The organism is Tautonia sociabilis (assembly GCF_003977685.1).
GTDB lineage: Bacteria > Planctomycetota > Planctomycetia > Isosphaerales > Isosphaeraceae > Tautonia > Tautonia sociabilis.
The window spans coordinates 46,147-71,113 of sequence record NZ_RYZH01000031.1 but is presented as its reverse complement, the minus strand read 5'-3'; the positions used below and the strand labels follow the sequence as shown (position 1 = coordinate 71,113).

Below are 24,967 nucleotides of genomic sequence, written 5' to 3'. Positions count from 1 at the left end.
TCTCTCCGACCCTTGACCGTTCCCCGAGCCCCGGTGAACCCGATGGCCATCGTCAACACCTTCGAGAAGTGCCTGGAGGGACCGTATCTGTCCCGGGACGATTCGGCTGCCGAGGCGGTCGGCGAGCTGCTCCGCCGGGCCTCCGACCGCCTGGAGGCCGCCGCCGGCCTGCGGGCCTCCCCGAAGGGGGATCCGGCCGACCTCTGCCTGCTGGCCTACGAGGCGATGTTCTGCTGCCTCCGCGCGTTGGTCTACCGCCTGGGCTACCGCGAGGCCGGGCTCCGCTGCCTGCTGCTGGCCTGCGAGGCCCTCTACGTCCGCCCCGGCCGGCTTGACGCCCGCCACCTGCTCGACTTCGAGCGTGCCCAGGCCCTGAAGCTCCCCCCCGACGAGGCCCTCGACGCCGCCGCCGCCCTCGTCAAGCGAACCCTGGAGCTGCTTCAGCCCTCCGGACCGGCCGGCCTTGACCGTCCCGGCCGAATCTGACAGAACACCATCCTGCCCCGAACGGATTCGGGCCGGGCCTTCGCGCCCGGATCGGGGCCGGGCGGGATCGCGATCGACCCGCGGGGTCCTCAGGGATGGGGAGTGCGGCATGGGAAGCGAACAGCCGAGGCCGACAACCTCGAGGGGATACCTTCCGCCGCACCGCTGGCAGCGCATCGGGCCCCCCGAAGGGGAGGCGGCCATCGTCGAGGCCTTCGACGCCGTCGTCGCCGGCGGCGGCCCCGCCGGGCTGACCGCCGCCTACGAGCTGACCCGGCACGGCCGCCGCTGCGTCGTCCTCGAGGCCGACCCCGTCCGAGTCGGCGGCATCAGCCGCACCGACGAGTACAAGGGCTACCGCTTCGACATCGGCGGCCACCGCTTCTTCTCCAAGAGCCCCGAGGTCAACGCCTTCTGGGACGAGATCCTCGGCGACCAGCTCCTCCGCCGACCCCGCCTGAGCCGCATCTACTACGACCGCCGGTTCTTCCACTACCCGCTCCGCCCGGTCGACGCCCTACGCAAGCTCGGCCCGATCCGCTCCGCCCGCATCCTCGCCAGCTACCTGAAGGCCCGCCTGCGGCCGATCACCCCCGAGCGCAGCTTCGAGGACTGGATCGTCAACCGCTTCGGCCGCACCCTCTTCGAGATCTTCTTCAAGACCTACACCGAGAAGGTCTGGGGAATGCCCACCTCGGAGATCTCGGCCGACTGGGCCGCCCAGCGCATCAAGGGCCTGAGCCTCATCGGCGCCGCCCTGAACGCCCTGGGCGTGGGCCGCCTCGGCAAGGGAGAAGTGGTCAAGACGCTGATCGAGGAGTTCAAGTACCCCCGCCTCGGCCCCGGCCAGATGTGGGAGGCGGTGCAGGCCCGCGTCGAGTCCGGCGGCGGCTCCGTCCAGCTCGGCCGCCGGGTTGATCGCGTTGAGCACGACGGCCGCTCCGTCTCCGCCTTCGTCGCCGTCGAACCCGACGGCCGGCCAACCCGATACCGAGGCCGGCACTTCCTCTCGACCATGCCGATCCGACACCTGATCGCCGCCATGAGCCCGGCCGCCCCCGACGAGGTCCTCGCCGCCGCCTCCGGCCTCCGCTACCGCGACTTCCTCACCGTCGTCCTCATCGTCGACCGCCCCGAGACCTTTCCCGATACGTGGATTTACGTGCACGATCCGGGCGTCCGCCTCGGCCGGGTGCAGAACTTCAAGAACTGGTCCCCCGACCTCGTCCCCGACCCGGCCACCAGCAGCCTCGGCCTGGAGTACTTCTGCTTCGAGGGGGACGAACTCTGGACCATGCCGGATGCCGACCTGATCGAGCTTGGCCGCCGAGAGATCGACGCCATCGGCCTGGTCCCCGGCTCGTCGGTCGTCGACGGCTGCGTCGTCCGCATGCCCAAGGCGTATCCGGTCTACGACGAGGACTACCGGGACCGCGTCGCCGTCGTCCGACGCTGGCTGGACCGCTTCGACAACCTCCAGCTCGCCGGCCGCAACGGGATGCACAAGTACAACAATCAAGATCACTCCATGATGACCGCCCTCCTGGCGGCCCGCAACATGCTCGGCCTCGGCCCCTACGACACCTGGCGCGTCAACACCGACGCCGAGTACCACGAGGACGGTCCCGACGACCCCTCCGCCGATACCGCCGGCCGGGCCGTCCCCCGCCGCGTCGAGGCCGCCTGACGGCAGGACGGCTGCTGGCTCTGGCGGGACGGCCGAGGGCGGAGGCCCGGCCATCCCGGCGGCTCGAACCGTCCTGCCGGCATCGGCTCGGCCGGTCCTTCCCTCGCCATCGATCCGCCTTCACCCCTCGTTCAGCCCTTCTCCCCGGCTCTGGCCACCCTCCCTCCCGGAGCCGCTAGTTCGGGGGCCTTCTCCGCCCCGGGGATGCCGAGGATGTCGTCGAACGGGTCGGGCAGGCGGAGCGAGGCCGCGGATCGGACGGCACGGTCGAGCCGGCGCTGCACGACGTCGAGCAGGAAGTGGAACAGGAAGGCGAACGTCAGCGCCGAGCCGACCGCCGCCAGCCGGGCCGGGCCGGGATCGGCGTTGAAGGCGGGACCGGGATCCTGGACGGCGCCGGAGGAGATGACGATGCCGGCCAGCGGGCTCAGCGCCGTCACCGTCAGCGCCGCCTGGGGCGCGAACTGGCTGGCGGCCAGCCCGCCGCCGACGACCAGCGGCACGAGCCAGGCGAAGAACAGGAACAGCACGAACAGCGTCTGCCCGTGCTTTCTCATGAACAGCTGCGCCGCCTGGAGCCCGAGCCCGACATACGCCACCGTCAGCACCCCGATGGCGATCGTCTGCGAATAGGCCGAGTTCCCCGCCACCTGCCGGCCCTCGATCGCCTCCCAGGCGATCGTGGTGCCGATGAGCACGATCGCGCAGAGCACGAACAGCGGGATCCGGTTGGCCCCGGCGTCCGACCAGGGGCTCGGCCGCTTCCGACCTTCCCGCTCGGCCCGCCGCAGGCCCTTGATGTACTCGCTGCGGTCGGGAGTGATCGTCACCGCCAGCAGGATCGCCACCAGCGTGAGGGCGTACAGCAAGACGACGACCAGGGAGTCGTACCCCCTCAGGGTCCAGATCACTCCCAGGACCAGGGTCGTGATCGTCGCCAGGAACGCGATCGCCTGAGGCTTGGTGTAGAGGTGCGCCCGATCCGACCGCATCCGACGCACCGAAGGGATGAACAGGAAGCCGATCAGGATCGCCTCGTAGGCGACCACCAGCAGCATCCACGGCACCGGGGCCCCGAAGAACCGGATCTTGGCCATCGTTCCGGCCAGGTCGAAGAGCATGTACTGGATGCCGAAGAACAGCCCCTGGCCCAGGAAGAGGCCGAGGAAGACCAGGCCGATCATTCCCCGGTTGCCGGCCTTTGGCTTCTTGCTGATCATCGCTCCCAGCAGCGTCAGCGTGTGCACCAGCCAGGCTGCCAGCAGCAGCGGCGCCTCGAACACCAGCAAGCCCTGCCATCCCGCCGGCCCGACCGCGGCCAGGAAGACCGCGAACGGGATCGTCAGCAAGGTCAGCCAGTATTGCAGCAGCGGAGCCCCGAAGAAGAAGCCCACCGCCAGCCAGATCGGAGGCACCGGCGAGACGCGGTGGAAGTCGAGGATGCCGCTTTCCCTCGCCCCTCCCACGGCGCCGCCGATCTCCCCGGCGCCGGCGAAGACGAGCGTCACCACCTGGAGCGTCACCACCAGGGTCAGCGGGGCCGTCCCGAGCAGTCCGTTCCGCTGGTAGAAGACCCAGCAGATGATCCCGCAGAGCGTCACCACCACGATCGACCAGGGGAGTACCCGGTTGCGTCGCAGCCGGGAGCGGGCGTGCTTGGTCAGGATCGGGTTGTCGAGGAAGATATCCAGCGCGCCGGCCATCACGAAAGCTCCCTGGCACCGACCTTCAGGAACAGCTCCTCGAGCCCTTCCTTCCGCCTGCTGAACGACGCCACGCGTACCCCCGCCCCCACCAGCTCGGCCAGCAGCCCGGCCGCCTGCTCGGCGTCCCCCTGGTAGGGGATCTCGAAGGTGGAGCCGTTGACGCGCTCGACCGCCGAGGCCCCCGGGTCCGCCTCGGCCACCCGCCGCAGCGCCGCCTCCGCCTCCGCCTCCTCGGCGCCGATCACCTCGACCACCAGCACCCCTGCCCCCATCACCCGGGCTCGGACCTCGTCCACCGTGCCGCTGACGACCATCCGGCCGCGCTCCATGATGGCGACCGCCGTGCAGAACTCGGTCATCTCGGCCAGGATGTGCGAGGAGATCAGCACCGTCTTCCCCTCGATCGCCAGCCGCTTCAGCACGTTCTTCAGGTCGATCCGCCCCCTCGGATCCACGCCGCTGGCCGGCTCGTCCAGCAGCAAGACCTTGGGGTCGGGGATCAGCGTCTTGGCCAGCATCACCCGCTGCCGCATGCCTCGTGAGAGCGTGGCGACGAACTCGTGCTTCTTCTCCATCAGGCCGACCAGCTCCAGCGATCGGTCGATCAGCCCCGGCCGCTGCTTCCGGGGGATGAAGTAGCTGGTGGCGAACAGGTCGAGGAACTCCCAGACCTTCAGGTCGTCGTACATCGGCGGGAAGTCGGGCATGAAGGCGACCACCCGGCAGGCGTCTCTCGGGCGCTCGCGCATGTCGACCCCGGCCAGGTGGATCTGACCGTACGTCGGCTCGATCAGGCCGAGCATGGCGCGCATCGTCGTCGTCTTGCCGGCGCCGTTGGGCCCGATCAGGCCGCAAACCTCGCCCGGCCCGACCTCCAGCGACAGGTCGTGCACGGCGCAGACCGTGTCGTAATCGACCCGAAGGTCCTTCACCTCGATCATGCGACCGCTCCGAACCGAGTTCCCCCGACCGCTGCCGACGCCACGGTATGGCTTTCGAGGGGGTGTTGTCCATAGGATGACAGGCATCCTCGACTGTATGATCGCCCGACGGAGCCCCCGCGATGAAGCTCGGCTTCAACACGGCCATCCTGCCCGATCTGTCGCTCGAACAGGTGCTCGACGTGGCCGCCGAGCAGGGCTTCTCCTGCATCGAATGCTGCTGCTGGCCCCCCGGCAAGGCCGAGCGCCGCTATGCCGGCGTCACCCATATCGACGTGACGAGCCTCGACGGCGACGGCGTGAAGCGGATCCACGAGCTCTGCGCCTCGAAGGGGGTTTCGCTCTCCTCGCTCGGTTATTACCCGAACGTGCTCCAGGCCGACCGCGTCCAGGCCGACCGGGAAATCGAGCACACCCGCCGGGTCATCGACGCCTCGGCCGCGCTGGGGGTGAACGTCGTCACCACCTTCGTCGGAAGGGATCCCTCCCGCTCGGTCGACGAGAACTGGCCCCGCTTCCTCGAGGTCTGGAAGCCGATGGTTTCCTACGCCGAGGACAAGGGGGTGAAGATCGGCATCGAGAACTGCCCGATGATCTTCACCCGGGACGAGTGGCCCGGCGGCAAGAACCTCGCCAGCACGCCGGCCATCTGGCGTCGGATGTTCGCCGACATCCCCAGCCCCGCCTTCGGCCTGAACTACGACCCGTCGCACTTCATCTGGCAGATGGTCGACTACATCGCCCCGATCTACGAGTTCAAGGACCGCCTGCACCACGTCCACGCCAAGGACGCCCGGATCGACCGCGACCGGCTGGACGAGCACGGCATCATGGGCTACCCGAACCTCTGGCACACGCCGAAGATCCCCGGCCTCGGCGAGGTCGACTGGGGCCGCTACTTCGGCGCCCTGTCCGACGCCGGCTACGACGGCCCGGTGGCCATCGAGGTCGAGGACCGCGCCTTCGAAGGGTCGCTGGAGAAGCGCAAGGAGTCGCTCATCATTGCCCGCCGCCATCTCATCCAGTTCCTCGCCGGCTGACGCGCCGTCGGTCGACCTGTCCGTCCTGATCCCCGTGAAGGACGAGGCCGAGAACATCGGGCCGCTGCTGGCGGAGATCGCCTCGGCGCTCGGGCCGATGGGGCTGCGCTATGAGGTCATCGTCGTCGACGACGGCTCGACCGACGGCACCGCCGCTCGCCTCCGGCAGCTCCAGGAAGGCGACCCGGAGCACGTCCGGATCGCCTTCCTGAGGACCAACTGCGGCCAGACCGCGGCGCTGTCGGCCGCGATGGACCTGGCCCGGGGCGCCGTGCTCGTGCCGATCGACGGCGACGGCCAGAACGACCCGAGCGACATCCCCCGGCTCCTGGCGAAGCTGGACGAGGGGTTCGACGTCGTCTCCGGCTGGCGGAAGGACCGGAAGGACACGCTGCTGACGAGGAAGGTCCCGTCCCGGATCGCCAACCGGCTGGTCGCCCGGCTCTCCCGGGTGCCGCTGCACGACTTCGGCTGCACGCTCAAGGCGTACCGGAGGGAGGTGCTCCGCGGGGTGCGGCTCTACGGGGAGATGCACCGGTTCATCCCCGTCTTCGCCTCCTGGCAGGGGGCGAGGGTGGCGGAGCTGGTCGTCAACCACCGCCCGAGGCGCGCCGGCCGGACGAAGTACGGCCTGGGCCGGACCTTCAACGTGGTGCTCGACCTGATCCTGATCCGCTTCTACCAGAGCTACGCCCAGCGGCCGATCCACTTCTTCGGCCGGGTTGGGCTGTACGCGATCGGATTGAGCGTGTTCTCGTTTGTCTTGATGCTGTTCTATAAATTCCAGTTTCCCTCGATCGGCCAGGGCCAGAAGGACTTCGTCGAAACCCCCCTGCCCCAGGTGGCGATCACCTTCTTCCTGGCCGGCGTGCAGTTGATCGTCACCGGCGTGGTGGCCGAGATGGTGATGAGGACCTACTACGAGTCGCAGGGGAAGCCGACGTACCTGCTCGGCGAGGTGCTGGAGTCCTCTCCCGGATCATCCGATCAGTGACCGGCCGGCGTCGTTTCTCCGAGCCGGTTGGTGTGGTGCGGGCCGCCGGCGGTCGGGGCGGCCTCGTCTGAGGCCCGCGGGGCCTCCTCGGTCAGCGAGCGGACCTGCCGGGCGTTGGCCAGGTAGACGAACAGCGCGATCAGCGAGCCGAGGTACTGGGCCACGTGGAAGGCCATCATCGTCAGGGCGCCGCCGTCGTAGTCGGCCAGGCGGAAGAGCACGTCGCTGATCTGCTCCGACACGCCCAGCGCCCCGAACGGCAGCGGGATCGCCGTGCTGAAGAGCACCAGCGGCACGATCAGGAAGTGCTGCGCCAGCCCCGGCACCACGGGGAAGATCGACCGGCCGATGATCATGAACGCCAGCACGTTGAGCACGTGCGTCAGGCTCGACATCACCACGGTGGCCAGCACCACGTCCATCCGCCTTCGGTAGGCCGAGCCCATCACGGCCAGCTCATGCAGGGCGTGGGAGATCCTTCTCCGGTGCGCCAGCCGGGTCGCCAGCGGCCGGTACAGCGGAGGAGCGAAGGCGACGGCCATCACGCCGGTCACGGCCAGGGTCATGAACATGGCGGCGCCGATCAGCCGGCGGACCGGGGGCTCGACCCCTCCCCAGGCGAACGCCCCCACGGCCACGGCCAGGATGAACATGCCGAGCAGGCCGATCAGCCGGTCGATCGCCACCGAGGCGGCGGCCTGGGTCTTGCGCGACTGCTCCCGCATCAGGTAGGCCGCCTTGACGAAGTCTCCCCCGACGGCGCCGGGCACCACCATGTTGAAGAGCAGGCCGATGAACCCCAGCCGCATCGCGTCCCTCATGCGGAACGGCAGCCCCAGGGCTCGGACGAGGAAGTACCAGCGGACGAAGGCGAGGATCACCCCGGCGAAGTACAGTGCGAAGCCGACGCCGAACAGGGCGAAGTCGGGCCGACGTTCCAGGACCTGGCCGATCTGTTCCCGATTGGCCCAGATCGCCAGCCCGAGCAGCCCGAGGCCGATCGCCAGGCGGACCACGTAACCCAGCAGGGGACGGGAGTTGCGCGAGGGGGGCGTCATTCGGCTCCTCGGGGGCGACGGAGGGGCGAGGGCCGGGGGGCGACGGCCGCCGGCCCGGAGAACGTAGTCGAGGGACGCAGGGGTGTCAACCAGAGCCGCGTTCCGGACCAGGACGGGGCCGATCGGGCCCGGGTGACGAGCCGGTCGGCGGCTCCGTCCGGCCCGGCCGGGCCGCTGGCCGGGGCGACGGCCCGGTCGGTATGATGGTCGGCCCGGTCGGGACCGCCGGCGGAGAGGCCGAAGGCCGCAGCGGCGACCGAGACGATCCGGGAGGAGGGGCCGTGTCCCGAGCCGATCGCGCCTGGCTGGCCCTGCTGATGGCGGCCTTCCTCGCCTGGCACGTGCCGCTGATGTACCGCATCCGGGCCGGGCAGGACGAGGACTTCTACGCCGTGCCGGGCATGGCGATCCTGCGGGGAGGCCTGCCGACCATCCCGTACATCCCGTCCCGAGACCCGGAGTCGATCTACTACTTCGCCGACCAGGCGCTCTACACGCTGCCCCCCCTGGGGTTCTACCTGGCGGCCGGGGTGCATTGGGTGCTGGGAGACGGCCTCGGGCCGGCGAGGATCGCCTCGGCGATCTCGGGGATGGCGGCCGTGCTGCTGGTCGGGGGGCTGGCCGGGCGCTGGTCGGGGTCGGGCCGGGCGGGGATGCTCGCGGCCTCGGCGTACCTCTTCTGCCGGGCCTTCCTCTTCCCGGCGACGACCGCCCGGCCCGACATGGCCGCGATCGCCTTTGGCCTGGGGGCGGTCTGGTGGGTGGCCCGGGACGATCGGAGGCGGCGGGACGTCGTGCTCGGCGGCGTGTGCTCGGGGTTGAGCCTGCTCTGCCACCCGGTCGGCCTGGTGCCGACGGCCCAGGTGGGCCTGGCGCTGCTGGCCGGGCCGGGGACGGGGAGGGCTCGGCTGGGGAGGGCGTCGGCGTTCGCCGCGGCGAGCCTGGCGGGGTTCGGGCTGTGGCTGCCGATGATCGCCTTGCATCCGGATCTGTTCCGCATCCAGTTCGGCGGCAACGTGCTCGGCCGGGCCGGGCCGGGATTGGGGCGGACGCTCCGGGAGCTGCCGGCCGTCCTCGCCTACCAGTCGGGGCAGTTCCTCGACCACGTGGGGCCGATCCAGGCGGCGTTGTACGCGGTCGGCCTGCTTGGCGTGACGGCGCTGGCCGCCCGGGGGGAGGCTCGGATGCGCCGGGTGGTCTTCCACGCCGCGGCGGGGGCGATGCTGCTGGCGCTGTTCATGGGGAGGCACCACATCCGGAACTACTACGGGTATCCGGCGGCGATGCTGAGCATCCCGGTCGGCGTGCTGGCCGACCTCGTGGCGGACCGGATCGGCCGATGGGCCGGCCGGCGGTTGGCGACGGCCGTTGTCGTCTCGGCCCTGCTGCTGGCGCTGGTGCCGGGGTCGGGGCTTCGGGTGCTGTCGGCTCACCTGGGGCACTGGGACGATCCGGTCTACCGGGTGGAGGCGTTTGCCGATGCCGTCGTGGCCGACATCCCGCCGGGGGCCCTGGTGGCCGCCGACGGGTCCCTGGTGCTGGAGGTCTTCGAGCGGGGCCGTCCGGTGGTCGAGGCGCTGGTTGATCCGTTCTTCTACGACGTCCGGGCCGAGCCGTTCTCGTTCGCGGTCTTCGGGCCGATCGGGCTGGAGCAGGTGCGTCCGGAGATTGAGGGGCTGGAGTTCGTCCGGTCTTACGGCGACCGGGGGGATCCGTTCGGGCATTACGCGGAGCTGTATCGGCGTTCGCCGGAGGCGGCTAGCGGTCGGTCTCAGACGGACAGGGCCTCGCCAGGACGGTGATCGGAGGGGGCCAGGGGCCGGGAGGGACTCGGTCGGCTTCCTTCCGATGGGGGTGTTTCGGGGGTCGAAGGTCTCGATCTCGGGTCAGTCGGCGGTCAGGAGGGGCTGAGGTCGGGTTGCTTCCAGGCGGGGGAGGCCCTGGATGCGGGGTCCGCCCCGCCTCCAGATCGCCGGCCTCGGCCGCTCTCGGCGCTCTGCCAATAACATCGCCCCCGACGGCGGGGCGACTCCTGCCTAGGTCCCCGAATCCTCGGCGGGGGAGTGCTGGAGGTGCCGGAGCAGGGCTTCGGCGTCGAAGCGGGAGATGCCGAGGGAGGCGGCGAGGGAGCTGTCGTCGAGGCCGGAGTCGGCGGCCCGGGTGGCGTGGGGGAGGAGGCGGCGGAGGCGATCGGGGAGCGGAGGGGCGGGGGAGCGGCGGCGGTGCTCTCCCCAGGGGTCGCCGAGGCCGACGAAGTCGGGGTCGAGCCAGTAGGCGCGGCCCTCCTGGCGGAGCAGGCGGGCGAACCAGGCGTCGAAGCTGGGGGCGATGATCCGGGGGGGCAGGCCGGTCAGGTCGTCTCCGGAGGCGAAGATGGGGGCGTCGCCGGCGGGGAGCCAGCGGTAGGCCAGGTCGATGCAGATCGTCTCGGCCTCGTTCGGGTTGCCCAGCTCGAACCAGCTCTCGGGCTGCACGAGCAGGCCCGGCACCCGGGCGAAGGGGACCATCGGGCCGATCGCGGCGATGGGGTGGACGGCGGGCCCGGACTCGGTGTAGAAGCCGTCGGAGATGAGCAGCCAGGCCCGGAGGCCGCAGGGCAGGCGGAAGCCGTGCCGGCGCTCCCAGTCGTCCAGGGCGGCCGGGTCGGCCGGCGGGCGGAGGGCTCCCGAGGCGGGGCCGATCGCCGAGAGGGCCTCCGGCGAGGGGAGCCAGGAGGGGGGCACCCCCGCCGATCGGGCCCAGCTCCCGATGGCTTCGTCCAGACGGTCGGCGGTCGCGGCGATCGGGCTCATCGGAGGGCGGCCTCCGGGCTGGGGGCCGGGGCGGGGGCGGGGTGGGAGTCGGTGGTGACGACCCGCCCGAAGAGGGTGACGGCGCTGACCTGCTCGATGACGACCGGCAGCAGGTGGCCGGCCTGGCGGCGGTGGCCGTCGAAGACCACGATGCGGTCGCAGGAGGTGCGGCCGGTCATCTGACTGACGCCGGAGGCGGAGGAGGAGGCGTCGGGGTCGGCCTCGTTCCGTTTGCCGGCGGTCTTGCTCGGCCCCTCGACGAGCACCTCGACGGTGCGGCCGACGAAGGGGCGGTTGTCCTCGAGGCTGATGGCCGTCTGGACGGCGAGCAGCTCGGTGTTGCGCCGCTTCTTGTCGGCCTCGGGCACGTCGTCGGCGAAGCGCTCGTCGGCCTTGGTGCCGGCTCGGGGGCTGTACTTGAAGATGAAGCTGTTCTTGAACCGAGAGCGCTCGACGAGCTCGACCGTCTTGCGGAAGCTCTCCTCGGTTTCGCCGCAGAAGCCGACGATGAAGTCGCTGGAGACGGCCACGCCGGGGATGGTTTCCCGGATGCGGGCCATCATCTCGTCATACTGGGTCACGGTATAGAGCCGCTTCATGCGCTTGAGGACCGCGTCGCACCCGCTCTGTGCGGGCACGTGCAGGTAGCGGCTTGCCTTGGGCAAATCCCGGACCGCCTGGAGCAGATCGTCGGTCATGTCGAGCGGGAAGTTGGTGACGAACTTCAGGCGGAGCAGTCCGTCGAGGTCGTGCAGGGCCAGCAGCACGTCGGAGAGTCGGGAGATGCGGCCGTCGCCGTGCTTGTATTTGTAAGAATTGACGGTCTGGCCGAGCAGGGTGAGCTCCTTGACACCCTGGCCGACGAGGCGGCGGGCTTCCTCGACGATCAGGTCGGGGGGCCGGCCCTGCTCGGGCCCCCGGACGGAGGGGACGATGCAGTAGGTGCAGAACTTGTCGCAGCCCATCTGGATGCGGACGAACGCCTGGTGCGGCGAGGAGCCCTGGGGGGTGGGCTCGGGGGAGGCGACGCGGTCGGGGTCGAAGGTGGGGAAGCTGTCGAGGACCTCCAGGGTCTTGCCGGCGTTGCGTGCCAGCGAGACGGCCAACTGGGGGCGGCCCTCGTCTTGCGAGGCCTGGAGCAGTTCCGAGACGCGGCCGAGCTGGCCGGGGCCGACGACGAGATCGACGTGCGGCGCCCGGCGGAGGATCCGCTCCTGGTCCTTCTGGGCCATGCAGCCGAGCACCCCGATGCGGACCTCGGGCTTGCGGTCCTTCAGGCGCTTGATGCGGCCGAGGGCGCTGTAGACCTTGTCCTCGGCGTGCTGGCGGACGGAGCAGGTGTTGTAGAGGATCGTGTCGGCCTGGCGGAGGTCGTCGGTCAACTCGTACCCCTCGCGGCGGAGCTGCGCGACGACCAACTCGCTGTCCAGAACGTTCATCTGGCAGCCGACGGTCTCGATGTACAGCTTCTTCGGGGGATCGGAGGGAGGGGCCGGGTCCGACATCGTCAGGCTCCGGTCCGGCGGGACGATCTGCCGCCGGTCAAGCGATGGGCGAAGGCGAAGGGACGATCCGGCGGGGCCGCACGGGTGCCGGCAACCATCCCAGTTTATCGCGGCATTTCGGGGTTGGGAACGCGCCTCCGCGGGTCTCGGGGCATCCGGCCGGGCGGGAGGCGGGGGGCTTCAGGCGGGCTCTTCCCTGGGTGCGATGCGATTCGAGAGGACTCCACTGTACGACGGGCTTGCGCCTAAGACAACCGCACTATCCGATCGATTCCGGTCCGAAGAGGTCTCCCGGCTGCACGGCGTGGCCCCGGAGGAACTCGGCGGCGGGCATCGCCTTCTTGCCGGGGACCTGGAGGGTGACCAGCCGCACCGCCCCCGTCCCCGCCGCCACGACGAGCCCCCCGGGGCCGGCGGCGAGCACCCGGCCGGGGGAGCCGGAGCCCTCCACCGGCGTCGTCCGGTGGACGATCAGCCGGGTCGGCGGCTTGCCGGGGGCGGTGGAGTGCCAGTGGGTCGACGCGGTCGGCCACGGCTGCATGGCTCGGACGAGGTCGTGGACCTGCTGCGCGGTCCTGGTCCAGTCGATCACGCCGTCCTCCTTGCGGAGCTTCGGCGCCTTGGTGGCGAGGGAGGGGTCCTGGGGGATGACCTTGGCCGAGCCGTCGGCCAGGGCGGCGATGGCGTCGACGACCAGCGGGGCGCCGAGCCGGGCCAGCCGCTCCTCCAGCTCTCCGGCGGTCTCGTCCAGACCGATCGGCGTCCGAGCGACGGCGATCATCCCGCCGGCGTCGACCCTCGGTGACATTTGAATGACCGTGACGCCGGTCTCCGCCTCGCCGGCCTGGATCGCCCGGGCCACCGGGGCCGCCCCTCGGTACTTTGGCAGGACCGAGCCGTGCAGGTTGATCCCCCCCAGCCGAGGCACCCCGAGCAGCTCGGCCGAGAGGATCTGGCCGTAGGCGGCGGTGACCAGCAGGTCGGGGCGCAGCGATCGGATCAGGGCGATCCCCTCGGGGGCGTTGACGTCCTCCGGCTGCTCGACCCGGACCCCCAGGCGGAGGGCCTCCTGCTTGATCCGGCTGGGGATCAGCTCCTGCTTACGGCCCTGGGGGCGGTCGGGCTGGGTGACCAGTGCGACGACCTCGGCCCCGGACTTCACCAGGGCGAGGAAGGTGGGCAGGGCGAAGTCCTTCGTGCCGAGCATGACCAATCGGAGCGGAGGGGGCATGGGAGCGGTCCAGGATCGAGGAGCCAGGAGCGATCGTCCCGGGGCCGGGGCGAGGGGGACGAGTCGGCGATCAACGTTCGGGCACGTCGGCCGGCTCGGGGGGGGAGGAGCCCGGGGAGGGGCAGAGGGAGGCGTCCGGGGCGGGGGGAGATTCGAGCTCCGCTCGAGGGACGCCGCCAAGCTGGGCGATCTCGGAGAGTCGCCGCTGGATGGCGTCGTCGTCGGGCCAGAGCCCGGAGGACTGCTCCTTGCGGAAGGCCTGCTCGATCTCCCGGAGCTTGCCGGCGGTGGCGGCCTTGACCGGAGGGTCGAAGCGGTCGGTGATCAGGGTGCCGTCGAGGTGGTCGGACTCGTGCTGGATGGCCCGGCTGAGCAGGCCGTCGACGTCCCGCTCGACCTGCCTTCCCTGAAGGTCGAAGGCTCGGACCCGGATCTTCTTCGAGCGCCGGACCTTGCCGTAGAGCGCCGGCAGGCTGAGGCAGCCTTCCTCCTCCTCGACGACGGACTCTCGCTTGAGGATCTCGGGATTGATGAAGACCTGCTCCTGGTCGGGCTGGTCGGGGTCGGCGGTCAGGTTCAGGACGAAGAAGCGCAGCGGCAGGGCGACCTGGTTGGCCGCCAGGCCGATCCCCTTGGCTTCATACATGAGTGCGAACATCTGGCGGACGGCCGTCCGGAGGTCGTCGTCGATCCGGCGGACCGGCACGCTCTGGAAGCGGAGGGCGGGGTGCGGGAAGGTCACGATCCGAAGCACGACAGACGCTCCCGGGGCTGGGGACGGCCCGGTCCGGGCCCGTCCGGGTCGAATCGGTCGATTATAGGCCCGCACCGCCTCCGGATGCCACGCCGGTACGACCCGGGACGCGGATCGGTGCGCCGGGGGCCGTTGGGCGATTTCCTCGATCCCGCAACACGTTGCGCCGGAGAAATGGGTTCCCGCCTCGAGGAGCGGAGCGGGACCGCCGCCGGACACCCCCGCCCGATCCGGAAGGGACGCCGGGCGGAACGCTCGGGCACGATCGCGGATCTTCCTTCTTCTCCTTGGGATGCGGAACGCCAATGGCTTCGCTCCGCGCACGGTGCGCCGAGGAGTTGGCCATCGGATCGAACGCACGTCCGGCGCTCGTCGGCTCGCCGCCGAACTCGGGCCGGTGCGCTGAGGTCGGATCGGGGTTTTCTCTTCGAGGACAAGGAGTTGCGTCCGCCCATTGGCTTCGCTCCGCGCGGTCGGCACGCGACGGACCGGCTGGAGGGTTGGGCGTTGAGAACCGTCTGGGAGGAACCGCCTGGGATGATCTGTGGTGCATGATTGGGTCCATGCGTTCTTTCCGCCATCCGCCATCCGCCATCCGCCATCCGCCATCCGCCATCCGCCATCCGCCATCCGCCATCCGCCATCTGCTCTCCGCCATCTGCTATCTGCCCTCTGTTTTGTGTTTCTGTGCCTGGCGCTCGCCGCTCGTGGAGTCCGGGCGGGGTGTGAGTTGGCCGGAACGCGGGGGACGCTCTGCCTCCCTATAGGATCGGGAGAGGGAGCCGGGCTGGTCAGGGAGGGGTGGGGGACGTTGGTGGGGTGGCGGGGTGTCAACCTTGAGGAGACGGGGGGGGCGGGGAATAATAAGGCGGCGGCGATCGGCCGCAGACACTTCTCGGGGCATCGCGTCGGGGATGCTCGCCACTCGGTCCCGGGTCGAGGCATGATCGAAGTCGAGCACCTGTCGAAGCGCTACGGCGCGGTGAGGGCGGTCGAGGGGGTGAGCTTCTCGGTCGGCCGGGGGGAGATCGTGGGCTTGCTCGGGCCGAACGGCGCGGGGAAGTCGACGACGATGAAGATCCTGACGACGTACCTGATGCCCACCAGCGGCCGGGCTCGGCTGGCGGGGCACGATGTGCTGGACGAGCCGCTGGCGGTGCGCCGGAAGGTCGGCTACTTGCCGGAGAGCGTGCCGCTGTACCCGGAGATGCGGGTGCGGGAGTTCCTCCGGTTCCGATCTCGGCTGAAGGACGTGCCGGGATCGAGGAGGCGGGCGGCGATCGACGACGCGATCCAGATGACCGGCCTGGAGGACGTGGCGCACCGGGTGGTGGGGAACCTGTCGAAGGGGTACAAGCAGCGCGTTGGGCTGGCCGACGCGCTGCTGAGCGACCCGGACATCCTCATCCTGGACGAGCCGACGGCGGGGCTGGACCCGATCCAGATTGGCGAGGTCCGGGAGCTGATCCGGGAGCTGGGCAAGCGGCATACGATCCTGCTGAGCACGCACATCCTGCCCGAGGTGGAGATAGTCTGCGGCCGGGTGGTGATCATTGCCCGGGGGAGGATCGCGCTGGATGAGTCGCTGGAGAAGCTGAAGGCGGGGCAGGCGGTCGAGGTGGAGGTCCGGGGCCCATCGGATGCGGTTCGAGGAGTGCTGGAGACGAGCCCGGGGGCGGGGGGCATCCGGAAGCTCGCCGTGGAGGGGGCCGCCGCGGGAGATCCGGGGGTGTGCGCCTTCGAGGTGCGGGCGAGGGATGAGCAGGCGGTCGAGGAGCTTCGGGAACTGATCGCCCGTCGGGTCGTCCAAAACGGTTGGGCGCTGCGGCGGCTGGACCTGTCTCGGTCGAGTCTGGAGGAGCGCTTCGTCAGGGCGGTGCGCGACGCGGTGGTGGTCGATCACGAGGGGGAAGCGGCGTAGGGCGGGAGCCGATCAGCCAGACGCCTCAGGCGAGATGAGTGGGGGCGGGGGCTCGGCCAGGGGCGGTGCGGAAGCAGAAGCAGAAGCGGAAGCAGAAGCGGAAGCGGAAGCGGAAGCGGGAGCGGGAGCGGGCGGGATGAGCGTCAGGACAGAACCGAAGGCGAACGGACAGGCGACCCGATGAGACACGTTCCCGCCCTGGTGCAGCGTGAGGTTTCGGCGTACTTCCTGAGGCCGATGGCGTACTTCGTGCTGCTGGGCTTCCAGGTGATCGCGATGCTGGACTTCTTCCAGCTGGTGGAGCTGCTGAGCGACCCGCGTGCGGTGCTGTCGTTCTCGGGGGCGATGAACCCGATGAACTACTACGTGGCCGGGAGCTGGATGTTCTGGGTGGCGCTCTTGATCGCGGTGCCGGCCCTGACGATGCGGCTGATCGCCGAGGAGCGGAGAACGGGGACGATCGAGGGGCTGATGACCGTCCCGGTGTCGGAGACGGAGGTGGTGCTGGGGAAGTGGATCGGCGGCGTGGTCATGTACCTGGCGCTGTTGCTCCCGTTCGCGATCTACCTGCCGTTCCTGCGGCAGTTCGGGGGATACCGGCTGGAGCCGGAGCCGTTGATCTCGCTGGGGATCGGCCTGACGACGATGGGGATGATGTTCGTCGCCATCGGGGTGGCCTTCAGCGCCGCGACGAGGAACCAGGTCGAAGCGGCGGTGGGGACGTTCGTGACGTTGCTGTCCCTGCTGCTGATCACGGTGGTCAACCAGGTGGTCGGGCCGAGGGCGGGATGGGCCGAGGCGGTGTCGTTCCTGTCGGTGTACGTGCAGCTCTCGGAGTTCGCCTCGGGGCGGCTGGACCTGCGCGTGGTGGCGCTGCACCTGTCGGTGACGGTGTTCGCGCTGTTCCTGGCGGTCAAGGTGCTCGAAGGGCGCAGGGAGAGCTGACGCGATGGGGGGCCGGGTGCTCGAACTGCTGAGCGGCGAGGCGGCGGCCGTCGTCGGGCTGCTGATCGCCGGGGCGCTGGCGCTGTACTGGTTCCTCCGGGGCGCGCCGGCGGGCCGGGCGGCCGAGTCGGAGCCGGGGTCCGAGGCGCCGCCGCCGGGATACCGCGACCGCATGGCGATCGCCACGACGGCCGGGATGCTCGGGATCGGACTGGGGGCATACGTGGCGTTGCGGTTCGGGGTGCCGCATTCGATCGCCGTGTTCGCGGCCGCCTTCGCGGTCCTGATCCTGACGATCCGGTCGAACCGGCGCTACCGGCACGCCAGCCCGAGCCTGAGGCGGATGGCCCGGTTCGCCGACGCCTCGATGACCGGGGCCCTGTTGGCGGGGATCCTGATCGTGGGGAACGTGCTGGCCTTCTCCTACGGGGCGAGGCCGATCGACCTGTCGCTCGATCGCTCGTACAGCCTGGAGCGGACGACCATCCAGCAGCTCCAGACGCTGGAGGAGCCGGTGGCGTTCACCGTCTTCTTCGGCAGCGGAGAGCGGGAGCTGGGCCAGGTGGACCGGGTCCGGCAACTGTTGCGGCTGTACCAGGCCGAGGCGCCGGATCGGATCTCGATCGACTACCTCAACCCGTATGACGACCCCGACCGCGCCCGGGAGCTGGCCGAGCAGGTGCCGGGGCTGGCGCTGACCGAGGGGGGCGGCGTGATCGTCTCCTACGGCGAGGGGGACAACGTCAGCCGGATCATCGTCCGCAACGCGGACATGTTCGCGGCCGAGATGGGGGACGATCCGGCCTCGAGCGTGGTGGCGGAAACCTCGTTCCTGGGAGAGGCCGCGCTGACGACCGCCCTGATCCGCCTGAAACAGGGGGAGCAGCCGATCGTGGCCGTGACGACCGGGCACGGCGAGCCGTCGATCGACGCGATGGACCCGAGGCGGCCGGGGCTGGGGCAACTGCGGGCCCGGCTGGAGTCGATGGGGATGAAGGTGGTCGCCTTCAACCCGGCCGGGCAGGTGCCGGAGGGGGCGTCGGTGGTGATCGTGGCGGCGCCGGAGGAGACGATCGGCCCGGAGGCGGCCGCCCGGCTCCAGGGGTTCTCCGACACGGGAGGCCGGCTGCTGGTGATCCAGGGGAACCGGTCGCCGAGCGGGCTGGAGGAGTGGCTTGCCGGGCTGGGCGTGGGAATCGGGGCCGGCCGGGTGGTGGATCCGACGCTCGCGCTGGGGGGGCGGCCCGACCTGCCGATGGTGGAGATCCCCCCGGGGGGGAACAACCCCCCGATCGTCGCTCCGCTGGAGCGGAGGCAGGTGCTGATGCCCTTCCCGGCGCCGATCGACGCGAAGCTCGGGGCGGTTTCGTCCGGGGCGTTCCTGGTGATGCCGCTGCTGCGGACCAGCCGATCGTCGTTCGTCGAGTCGACCCCCGAGGCCGGCCCTCCGCAGCGGGACAGCGAGGCGGACCGGCCGGGGCCGATCGTCGTCGCCGCCGCGGTGGCCGACCGCCCCGACCCCGGCGACCAGGACGCCGAGCCCACCCCCCGGCTCGTCTTGATCGCCAGCCCGGACGCGGCCGACAACCAGACGGTGGCCCAGGTGGGCTTCGCGAACCTGGACCTGCTGGTCAACGCCGTCGGCTGGCTCCAGGATCGGCCGGATCTGGTCGGCATCGCCCCGAGGACCTACACCGCTCGGATGCTCAAGGCCGGGCCGAACCTGAGGGCGAAGCTGGTGCTGCTGCCGACGATGATGGCGGTGTCGATCCTGGTGGGGCTAGGCCTCGCGACGTACTTGGCTCGGAGAGAGTGAACCAGCGGACTCGGGTCGTTCGGGAGGACCCGAGCGACGAGGAGACTTCACCGGCCGGGGCACGGCGATGATGGGGAAGCGGAGCACCCTCTTCTTACTGGTCTTGTTCTTCGGCGGCCTGGGCGCACTGTGGTGGGCCCGATGGGCGAACGTGCCCACGGCGGCCGAGCGCGCCGAGATGGCCGTCCGGGTGCTGCCAGCGCTGATGGCGGTCGAGACCAGCGAGATCGCCCGCGTCGAGGTCGAGCAGCCGGGCGAGCACGGCGGCCGGGTCGTCCTGGAGCGGACCGGGCCGGATCGGTGGCAGGTGGCGGAGCCGATCGAGGCGAGGGCCGACGCCAGGAGGATCGAAACCCTGCTGAACAACCTGAAGGCGCTGCGGCGGGCCCCCGAGGCCGGCGACGTGGCCGGCGACCCGGATCGCTTCGGGCTCGATCCCCCGGCCCGGGTGGTGCGGCTGTACCGCGAGGGGGAGTCGGAGCCGGTCGCGGCGCTGGAGCTGGGGGACGAGCTGGAGCGCCTGCGATACGTCCGGCCCGAAGGCGGCTCGGTGACGCTGGCCGACGCGCTCCGGCTGGAGCCGGACGACGTGGACCCGGGAGCGTGGCGGGACCGCGCACTGTTCAACATCTATTCGTATGACGTGAAGTCACTGGATGTCGCGGGGCCCGGACGACGCCTGGCGGTGGAGCTGGATCGCGGGCGATGGCGGGTGGTGGCGCCCTTCCGGGCGCCGGCGAACGCGGAGGCGATCAACGGCCTGCTGGCCGACCTGGCGGAGCTGGAGGCGGTGGCCGGGCCGGAGGGGTTCGCGGCGGAGGACGTGGAGGACCTCTCACCCTTCGGGCTGGATCCGCCGAGGGCGACCATCACCCTGGTGCCCGCCGGCCTGACCGGGCCGGACGCGCCGCAGGTGGCCCACCTGGGGGCCGCTCCCGAGGGCAAGGCGGATCTGCTCTACGCCCGCCGAGACGGGGAGGACGACGTGCTGCTGGTCCGAGCCCGGGGGGTGGCCGACGTGGGGCTCGACCCTCAGGCGATGCGGAGCCGCAAGGTCGTCGACTTCCGCCCGGCGGAGGTGGCGGCGCTGGAGATCGAGGCCGACGGCCGAACCTACCGCCTGCTCCGGGGGGACGAGGGCTGGCGGGTCGTCTCGCCGGAGGAGGGGCCGGCCGACGCGATCGACGTGGCGACCCTGCTGGAGACGCTGACCGGCCTCGAATCGGCCGCCTTCTTCCCGATCGAAGAGGTCGAGGATGCCGAGATCGACGCGCCGCGGGCGGCCTTCGCCGCCTGGCTGGACGACGGCGAGCAGGACGCGGGATCGGCCGACGGCGTGTTCGATCGCCCGGCCGACGTCCGCCTGGCGGTCGGCCGGTACGACGCGGGCAAGAAGCTGGTGTACGGGCAGCTTGAAGGGGACGAGGGGACGGTGCTCGCCTTGCCGGAGACGGTGCGCGACGTGGTCCCCGACGGGGCCCTGGCCTACCGGGACCGGACGATGGTCCGGCAGGATCCCAGGGCGGTGCGCCGGGTGGAGCTGAGCCGGATCGGGAGGTCGATCGCGCTGGAGCGGATGGAGCCAGCGCCGGGGCTCCCCTCGTCGGCGTCGTCCTCGGCATGGCGGGTGGTCGAGCCGACACGAGCGCCGGCCGATCGGCTGGCGGTGACGATGCTGGTCGACGCCCTGACCCGGCTGCGGGCCGAGCGGAGGATCGAGGCCGAGGGGGACGCTAGTGCGGCCTTCGGCATGGATCGGCCGGCGGTCCGCGTGTCGTGGCTCTCGGGGCAGGGCGAGCGGGAATCGAGAACGACGCTGCTGGTGGGCGACCCGGTACCGGGCCGGGACGGGGAGCGGTACGCGACCCTGGAGGGGGAGCCGGGCCTGTTCACCATCGGGCCGAAGCTGCTGGCGATCATGGCGGCGGAGTTCCGAGAGCGTCGCCTGCTGGCGTTCCCGGCCGACCGGGCCGATCGCGTGGCGGTGCGGGGCCCGGAGGGGGAGGTGGCGTTCGTCCGGGGAGACTCGGGCGGATGGGAGCCGGAAGGGGACGGCGCCTCGTGGCCGCCGGGCTTCGGGGCGGATCGGGTCGAGGCGATGGTGACGGCGCTGTCGACGCTGGTGGCCGATCGGATCGCTCAGGACGACGGCCCGATGCCCGAGGGCTCGGGCCTGGAGCCTCCGATCCGGGCGGTCGAGGTGCGGATCCGGGGGCTGGAGGGGGAGGAGGAGCAGTCGGCCACGGTGCGGCTGGGCGCGGTCGTCGACGGCGTGCGGTACGCCGCGATGGGAGCCGAGGGGCCCGGGGCGGTGTTCCTCCTCAAGGCGGATGCGGTCCCGCTGCCTCCGATCGGAGGGGGAGCGGGGGAGCGGCCGTCGGCCTCGGGGGAACTGCCGGAGGATCCGTTCCAGCGTTGAGGAGGGCCCGAATCGGCCTTCCGCGAGCTCGATCCCCCCGCGAGGTGGATCCGGCGCACGGTTCGGATAAGATGGGTCGCGACGCGGGGCGGACGGAGCGCCCCGGGGGTGGGGTCGTGCGGCACCAATGGGCCCGCGGCCCCGTCGAGTCGCGTTGCGTTGCGTTGTGCCGAGAGGGAGGAGACGCACCCGATCATGGAGTGCCTGGGACCGAAGTGCGCCGAGCTGCTGCTGCAATGGCTGCGGGACCGGGCCGCCGAGGGATCGGGAGGGCCGTCTCCCGGCGGGGAAGGGGACCGGGATCGGGGCCGGACCGTGCAGGGGATGCTCTGGTCGAGCGTGCCGTACAACGACGAGGCGCCGGCGATCCGGTCGGAGGCGGAGCTGGAGGGGGCGTTCGAGCATCTGGAATACGCCGTCTTCCGGCGGTTCGAGAACCAGCTGACGAGGGCGGAGCGGGCGAGGCTGGACAACACGATCCGCAACGTGCTGTACAAGATCGAGCGCTACGCGGCTCGGCTCCCGGGGCCGGAGGGCCCCGAGGTGGAGCGGCGCCGGAGGCTGATCCAGGAGGCGGTGGCCGAGGCGAGGGAGAAGGCCGAGCGTCTTCGGCTGCAGGCCAGGAGGGCGGACCTGAAGCTGGCGCAACTGGACAGCCTGTCGCCGGAGGGGTTCGAGGAGTTCGTGGCCGAGCTGTTCGAGGCGATCGGCTACGAGGTCGACCGCGTGGGGGGCACCGGGGACGAGGGAGCGGACCTGAGAGTGACCCGCAACGGGCTTCGCGGCGTCGTCCAGTGCAAGTACCACAAGAAGGGGGTGGTGGGCTCTCCGGAACTGCAGAAGTTCCTGGGGACGATCCACCACACGGGGTGCCATAAGGGGTTCTTTGTGACGACGAGGACGTTCTCGCTGGCGGCGGAGCGGTTCGCCTCGGACCACCCGATCGAGCTGGTGGACGGGCCGAGGCTGGTGGAGCTGGTCCGCGAGGCGATGGGCCCTGGCGCGACGAAGGAGCCGGAGCCCGCGTGGTTTTGAGGCCACTGGCGTCACGATCTGCCCTTGACCCCGTTGCTACAATGAGCCCTGAACAACCCGGACGACGCGACGAGTCGTGCCGGGGCTTCCCACCCCGGCCGAGCTCCCGGAGGCGCCCGCCCAGGGACCGGCCGACCCGACACCCGAGCCGCCGCGACGAAGCCCGTCGCGATCGTCTCCGAAGATGCACATGTAGATGATTGAGGCCGGGCAGATCGTCGCCCGGCACATGTCTTGCAACGCTTGGCCCCGTGACCACGACCGGGAACCAAGCGCCATTCGAGACTTGACTGGCGACCGCCTCGCGGCTAATCGTGTCCAAGAGCACGGGGAGTCCGTGCCACCGCGGAGGTCCCAGCCAAGGAGGGTCCGAGATGTCTTGCCCCAGCGACACGTCCGCTGCCCCCGCGACCGCGTTGAACCTCCCGCCCGAGTTCGAGGAGCTGACCGGGATGGTCGAGGCCGACCTGAAGGCCGTGGCCGCCCTGCTCACCCGCCGCGCCCACGAACGCTTGCTGCTGACCCGTCGCGAGTATCGGCAGCTGCACCGCGACCTGCTGAGCCGCCTGAGCGAGGCCGTCAACGAGACGATGGCCCCCCTGACCGCCGAGTGCCGCTGAGCGGACCGGCCGGCGCCGGATCGATCGGATCGATCGGCGGCCGGCCCCGTGTCGCATCGCGTCGCATCGCGTCGCGTCGCCTCGGCTCAACTCCGGGCCGGTCGCGGGCAGGTAAGGGAGGCCCCCGCTCATGGCCCGGATCCTTCTGGGAGTCACCGGTTCGGTCGCCGCGATCCGGACGCCTGCTCTGCGCGCGGCGCTGAGGGCCGGCGGCCACGCCGTGCGCGTGGTCGTTACCGAGCCAGCGCTGAAATTCTTCGACCCGGGAGAGCTTGGCCCTCCCGACCCCGACGACGCCCTCCGCCTGGGCGGCTCGCTGTACCGGGACGCCGACGAGTGGGCGTTCGACCGCTGGCGTCGGGACGACCCGGTGCTGCACATCGAGCTGCGCCGCTGGGCGGAGTTGCTGGTCGTCGCTCCGCTGGATGCCAACACGCTGGGCAAGTTCGCCCTGGGATTGAGCGACAACTGCCTGACCTGCCTGTTCCGCTGCTGGGATTTCTCCCGGCCGGTGGTGCTGGCGCCGGCGATGAACACCCTGATGTGGGACAGCCCCGTCACCCGTCGTCACCTTCGGCTCTTGCTGGAAGACCGGGGAGACGGGGGGCCGTCGGCACCCTGGGCGCTCGAGGAGGCGGCCGGGGTGTTCGAGCGTCATGCGCCGGGGCTGACCCTGGTGACGCCGATCGCCAAGCGGCTGGCGTGCGGGGATGTGGGCACCGGCGGCATGGCGGAGATCCCCGAGGTCGTCCAGGCGGTTCAATCGGCCCTGGAGCGGGCCGGGGCCGGGCCCGGTTAACTCAAGCGGCCCGGGGGATCGGTCGATCAAAGGCTCCGGACGGCCCCCCGGCGGACCGAACCGGGGTGGGGGGAGGGGATTTCGAGTCGGTCGGAATCGGCGAGGTTCGACCATGCGCGAATGGCGAGGCCCGATCGCGGCCGCGGTCCTGCTGATCGGGGCCGTTCCGGCGGGTGCGCAATATCGAGCGCTCGTCAATATCGACTGGGTGAACCACCGCCTGGCGGGCCACGTGGATGACTACTCGCACAACCACGGGGCTGACCGCCGGCTCGACTCCCCGGTGCTGGGCCGGAAGCGGGACCTGTACGTCTACACGCCCCCCGGCTATGACCCGAGGCGGCAGTACCCGCTGATCCTCTGGCTCCACATGGCTTATGTGGATGAGCATGCCTTCATCGGAGGCCATCCGCTGCAACAGCTCGACGCCATGATCCTCCGGGGGGAGATCCCCCCGGTGGTCGTGGCCTGCCCGGACGGGACCTACGAGGGGGAGAATCACATCCGCTCGACCCACTCCTTGTTCATCAATGGGAAGGGAGGGCGGTTCGAGGATCACCTCGTGGGGGAGGTGATGCCGTTCGTGATGTCGCATTATTCCATCCGTCCCGAGGCGAAGGCTCACGGCGTGCTGGGCCTTTCCGGGGGCGGGTTCGGGGGGATGAGCATCGCGTTGCGGCGCCGGGACCTCTTCGGGGCGGTGGCGACCCTGGCCTCTCCGGTCAACGTGCGGTACGACGACATCCGACCGGGAGGACCCCGAGAGGACTTCCACCCGTCGACCTACCGCTGGAAAGCGGCCTACGACCCCGAGGAGGTCTACGCCGTCTTCTCCTTCGGCCTGCGGCAGACCCGGGCCCGGAAGTACATCGACCCGGTCCTGGGCAGCGGGCCGGAGGTCTCCGACATCCTCCAGTACCTCAACCCGGCCGACCTGCTGTTCACCACCGATCTCCAGCCCGGTGAGATGGCCCTCTTCTGCCACTTCGGCGGCCGGGACAACTGGAACTTCGACGCGCAGGCGATGTCGTTTGCCTGGCTGGCTGCCTCGAAGGGGGTGCACGTGGAGCTGGCGACGGCGCCGCTGGCGACGCACTCGCTCTCGTACTTCAACCGCCACCAGGCCGAGGCGTACCGCTTCCTCGGCCGTCACCTGCTGCCGCCGACGGGCCCCTGGATGCTTGCCTTGAGGCCGTGATTGGGGCCGAAGGCCAACCG

The 24,967-nt window shown here is 70.8% G+C and carries 20 protein-coding genes; 13 read left to right on the top strand and 7 right to left on the bottom strand.

What is annotated here, in order from left to right:
- Positions 1-42 precede the first annotated feature (42 nt).
- Together TsocGM_RS16055 and TsocGM_RS16050 are read left to right on the top strand one after the other, a co-directional pair.
- Positions 43-486, top strand: a complete 444-nt coding sequence (locus TsocGM_RS16055; protein ID WP_126726499.1) for a HEPN domain-containing protein — start codon at positions 43-45, stop codon at positions 484-486.
- A gap of 109 nt (positions 487-595) precedes the next feature.
- Positions 596-2,173, top strand: coding sequence for an NAD(P)/FAD-dependent oxidoreductase (locus tag TsocGM_RS16050; RefSeq protein WP_126726481.1), 1,578 nt, complete (start codon positions 596-598; stop codon positions 2,171-2,173).
- 131 nt (positions 2,174-2,304) lie between these two features.
- Here the strand turns inward: TsocGM_RS16050 and TsocGM_RS16045 are convergent, their stop codons facing one another.
- Together TsocGM_RS16045 and TsocGM_RS16040 are read right to left on the bottom strand one after the other, a co-directional pair.
- Positions 2,305-3,876: a hypothetical protein gene (locus TsocGM_RS16045; RefSeq protein ID WP_126726480.1), complete on the bottom strand. Its 1,572-nt coding sequence runs from the start codon at positions 3,874-3,876 to the stop codon at positions 2,305-2,307.
- A complete protein-coding gene (locus TsocGM_RS16040) occupies positions 3,876-4,820 on the bottom strand; it encodes an ABC transporter ATP-binding protein (RefSeq protein ID WP_126726479.1) in 945 nt (314 codons plus the stop codon). Before TsocGM_RS16040 ends, TsocGM_RS16045 begins: the two co-directional genes overlap by 1 nt.
- Before the next feature lie 122 nt (positions 4,821-4,942).
- On the opposite strand from TsocGM_RS16040, the gene TsocGM_RS16035 reads away from it, so the two are divergent.
- Together TsocGM_RS16035 and TsocGM_RS16030 are read left to right on the top strand one after the other, a co-directional pair.
- Positions 4,943-5,860: a sugar phosphate isomerase/epimerase family protein gene (locus tag TsocGM_RS16035; RefSeq protein ID WP_126726478.1), complete on the top strand. Its 918-nt coding sequence runs from the start codon at positions 4,943-4,945 to the stop codon at positions 5,858-5,860.
- The gene (locus tag TsocGM_RS16030) at positions 5,823-6,854 is read left to right on the top strand and encodes a glycosyltransferase family 2 protein (protein WP_126726477.1); all 1,032 of its coding nucleotides are present in this window, start codon (positions 5,823-5,825) and stop codon (positions 6,852-6,854) included. Before TsocGM_RS16035 ends, TsocGM_RS16030 begins: the two co-directional genes overlap by 38 nt.
- Here the strand turns inward: TsocGM_RS16030 and TsocGM_RS16025 are convergent.
- Positions 6,848-7,912, bottom strand: a complete 1,065-nt coding sequence (locus TsocGM_RS16025) for a lysylphosphatidylglycerol synthase transmembrane domain-containing protein (RefSeq protein ID WP_126726476.1) — start codon at positions 7,910-7,912, stop codon at positions 6,848-6,850. The genes TsocGM_RS16030 and TsocGM_RS16025 overlap by 7 nt on opposite strands.
- Before the next feature lie 281 nt (positions 7,913-8,193).
- On the opposite strand from TsocGM_RS16025, the gene TsocGM_RS16020 reads away from it, so the two are divergent.
- Positions 8,194-9,714: a glycosyltransferase family 39 protein gene (locus tag TsocGM_RS16020; protein WP_158633585.1), complete on the top strand. Its 1,521-nt coding sequence runs from the start codon at positions 8,194-8,196 to the stop codon at positions 9,712-9,714.
- Between the two features lie 234 nt (positions 9,715-9,948).
- Here TsocGM_RS16020 and TsocGM_RS16015 read toward each other — a convergent pair whose 3' ends face one another.
- The 4 genes from TsocGM_RS16015 to def form a co-directional block, all read right to left on the bottom strand.
- A complete protein-coding gene (locus TsocGM_RS16015) occupies positions 9,949-10,704 on the bottom strand; it encodes an SMI1/KNR4 family protein (protein WP_126726474.1) in 756 nt (251 codons plus the stop codon).
- Positions 10,701-12,209 (bottom strand): tRNA (N6-isopentenyl adenosine(37)-C2)-methylthiotransferase MiaB, encoded by a 1,509-nt coding sequence (miaB, locus tag TsocGM_RS16010; RefSeq protein ID WP_126726473.1) that lies wholly within the window; start codon positions 12,207-12,209, stop codon positions 10,701-10,703. Before miaB ends, TsocGM_RS16015 begins: the two co-directional genes overlap by 4 nt.
- Positions 12,210-12,468: 259 nt before the next feature.
- A complete protein-coding gene (gene fmt / locus TsocGM_RS16005; RefSeq protein WP_126726472.1) occupies positions 12,469-13,440 on the bottom strand; it encodes a methionyl-tRNA formyltransferase in 972 nt (323 codons plus the stop codon).
- Positions 13,441-13,510: 70 nt separating this feature from the next.
- On the bottom strand, positions 13,511-14,194 hold the full coding sequence (gene def, locus TsocGM_RS16000) for a peptide deformylase (protein ID WP_126726498.1): 684 nt from the start codon (positions 14,192-14,194) through the stop codon (positions 13,511-13,513).
- A gap of 943 nt (positions 14,195-15,137) precedes the next feature.
- On the opposite strand from def, the gene TsocGM_RS15995 reads away from it, so the two are divergent.
- From TsocGM_RS15995 to TsocGM_RS15960, 8 genes are all read left to right on the top strand, one after another.
- Positions 15,138-16,115 carry an ABC transporter ATP-binding protein gene (locus TsocGM_RS15995; protein WP_126726471.1) on the top strand — a complete coding sequence of 326 codons (978 nt, stop codon included), beginning with the start codon at positions 15,138-15,140 and terminating at the stop codon, positions 16,113-16,115.
- Positions 16,116-16,295: 180 nt separating this feature from the next.
- A complete protein-coding gene (locus tag TsocGM_RS15990) occupies positions 16,296-17,060 on the top strand; it encodes an ABC transporter permease (RefSeq protein WP_126726470.1) in 765 nt (254 codons plus the stop codon).
- Positions 17,061-17,064: 4 nt separating this feature from the next.
- On the top strand, positions 17,065-18,876 hold the full coding sequence (locus TsocGM_RS15985) for a GldG family protein (RefSeq protein WP_126726469.1): 1,812 nt from the start codon (positions 17,065-17,067) through the stop codon (positions 18,874-18,876).
- 67 nt (positions 18,877-18,943) lie between these two features.
- On the top strand, positions 18,944-21,295 hold the full coding sequence (locus tag TsocGM_RS15980) for a DUF4340 domain-containing protein (protein WP_126726468.1): 2,352 nt from the start codon (positions 18,944-18,946) through the stop codon (positions 21,293-21,295).
- A gap of 195 nt (positions 21,296-21,490) precedes the next feature.
- Positions 21,491-22,330: a restriction endonuclease gene (locus tag TsocGM_RS15975; protein WP_126726467.1), complete on the top strand. Its 840-nt coding sequence runs from the start codon at positions 21,491-21,493 to the stop codon at positions 22,328-22,330.
- 374 nt (positions 22,331-22,704) lie between these two features.
- The gene (locus TsocGM_RS15970) at positions 22,705-22,950 is read left to right on the top strand and encodes a hypothetical protein (protein WP_126726466.1); all 246 of its coding nucleotides are present in this window, start codon (positions 22,705-22,707) and stop codon (positions 22,948-22,950) included.
- Between the two features lie 130 nt (positions 22,951-23,080).
- The gene (locus TsocGM_RS15965) at positions 23,081-23,749 is read left to right on the top strand and encodes a flavoprotein (protein ID WP_126726465.1); all 669 of its coding nucleotides are present in this window, start codon (positions 23,081-23,083) and stop codon (positions 23,747-23,749) included.
- 112 nt (positions 23,750-23,861) lie between these two features.
- On the top strand, positions 23,862-24,947 hold the full coding sequence (locus tag TsocGM_RS15960) for an alpha/beta hydrolase (protein WP_126726464.1): 1,086 nt from the start codon (positions 23,862-23,864) through the stop codon (positions 24,945-24,947).
- Positions 24,948-24,967 lie beyond the last annotated feature (20 nt).

What these genes read in the sequence shown, in the direction of transcription:
- TsocGM_RS15975 (WP_126726467.1), top strand. Translation starts at nt 21,491, where the DNA reads ATGGAGTGCCTGGGACCGAAGTGCGCCGAGCTGCTGCTGCAATGGCTG.
- TsocGM_RS16045 (WP_126726480.1), bottom strand. Translation starts at nt 3,876, where the DNA reads ATGGCCGGCGCGCTGGATATCTTCCTCGACAACCCGATCCTGACCAAG.
- TsocGM_RS16025 (WP_126726476.1), bottom strand. Translation starts at nt 7,912, where the DNA reads ATGACGCCCCCCTCGCGCAACTCCCGTCCCCTGCTGGGTTACGTGGTC.
- TsocGM_RS16040 (WP_126726479.1), bottom strand. Translation starts at nt 4,820, where the DNA reads ATGATCGAGGTGAAGGACCTTCGGGTCGATTACGACACGGTCTGCGCC.
- TsocGM_RS16055 (WP_126726499.1), top strand. Translation starts at nt 43, where the DNA reads ATGGCCATCGTCAACACCTTCGAGAAGTGCCTGGAGGGACCGTATCTG.
- TsocGM_RS16035 (WP_126726478.1), top strand. Translation starts at nt 4,943, where the DNA reads ATGAAGCTCGGCTTCAACACGGCCATCCTGCCCGATCTGTCGCTCGAA.
- TsocGM_RS15985 (WP_126726469.1), top strand. Translation starts at nt 17,065, where the DNA reads ATGGGGGGCCGGGTGCTCGAACTGCTGAGCGGCGAGGCGGCGGCCGTC.
- TsocGM_RS15960 (WP_126726464.1), top strand. Translation starts at nt 23,862, where the DNA reads ATGCGCGAATGGCGAGGCCCGATCGCGGCCGCGGTCCTGCTGATCGGG.
- fmt (WP_126726472.1), bottom strand. Translation starts at nt 13,440, where the DNA reads ATGCCCCCTCCGCTCCGATTGGTCATGCTCGGCACGAAGGACTTCGCC.
- TsocGM_RS16050 (WP_126726481.1), top strand. Translation starts at nt 596, where the DNA reads ATGGGAAGCGAACAGCCGAGGCCGACAACCTCGAGGGGATACCTTCCG.
- TsocGM_RS15980 (WP_126726468.1), top strand. Translation starts at nt 18,944, where the DNA reads ATGATGGGGAAGCGGAGCACCCTCTTCTTACTGGTCTTGTTCTTCGGC.
- TsocGM_RS15995 (WP_126726471.1), top strand. Translation starts at nt 15,138, where the DNA reads ATGATCGAAGTCGAGCACCTGTCGAAGCGCTACGGCGCGGTGAGGGCG.
- TsocGM_RS15965 (WP_126726465.1), top strand. Translation starts at nt 23,081, where the DNA reads ATGGCCCGGATCCTTCTGGGAGTCACCGGTTCGGTCGCCGCGATCCGG.
- TsocGM_RS15990 (WP_126726470.1), top strand. Translation starts at nt 16,296, where the DNA reads ATGAGACACGTTCCCGCCCTGGTGCAGCGTGAGGTTTCGGCGTACTTC.
- TsocGM_RS15970 (WP_126726466.1), top strand. Translation starts at nt 22,705, where the DNA reads ATGTCTTGCCCCAGCGACACGTCCGCTGCCCCCGCGACCGCGTTGAAC.
- miaB (WP_126726473.1), bottom strand. Translation starts at nt 12,209, where the DNA reads ATGTCGGACCCGGCCCCTCCCTCCGATCCCCCGAAGAAGCTGTACATC.
- TsocGM_RS16015 (WP_126726474.1), bottom strand. Translation starts at nt 10,704, where the DNA reads ATGAGCCCGATCGCCGCGACCGCCGACCGTCTGGACGAAGCCATCGGG.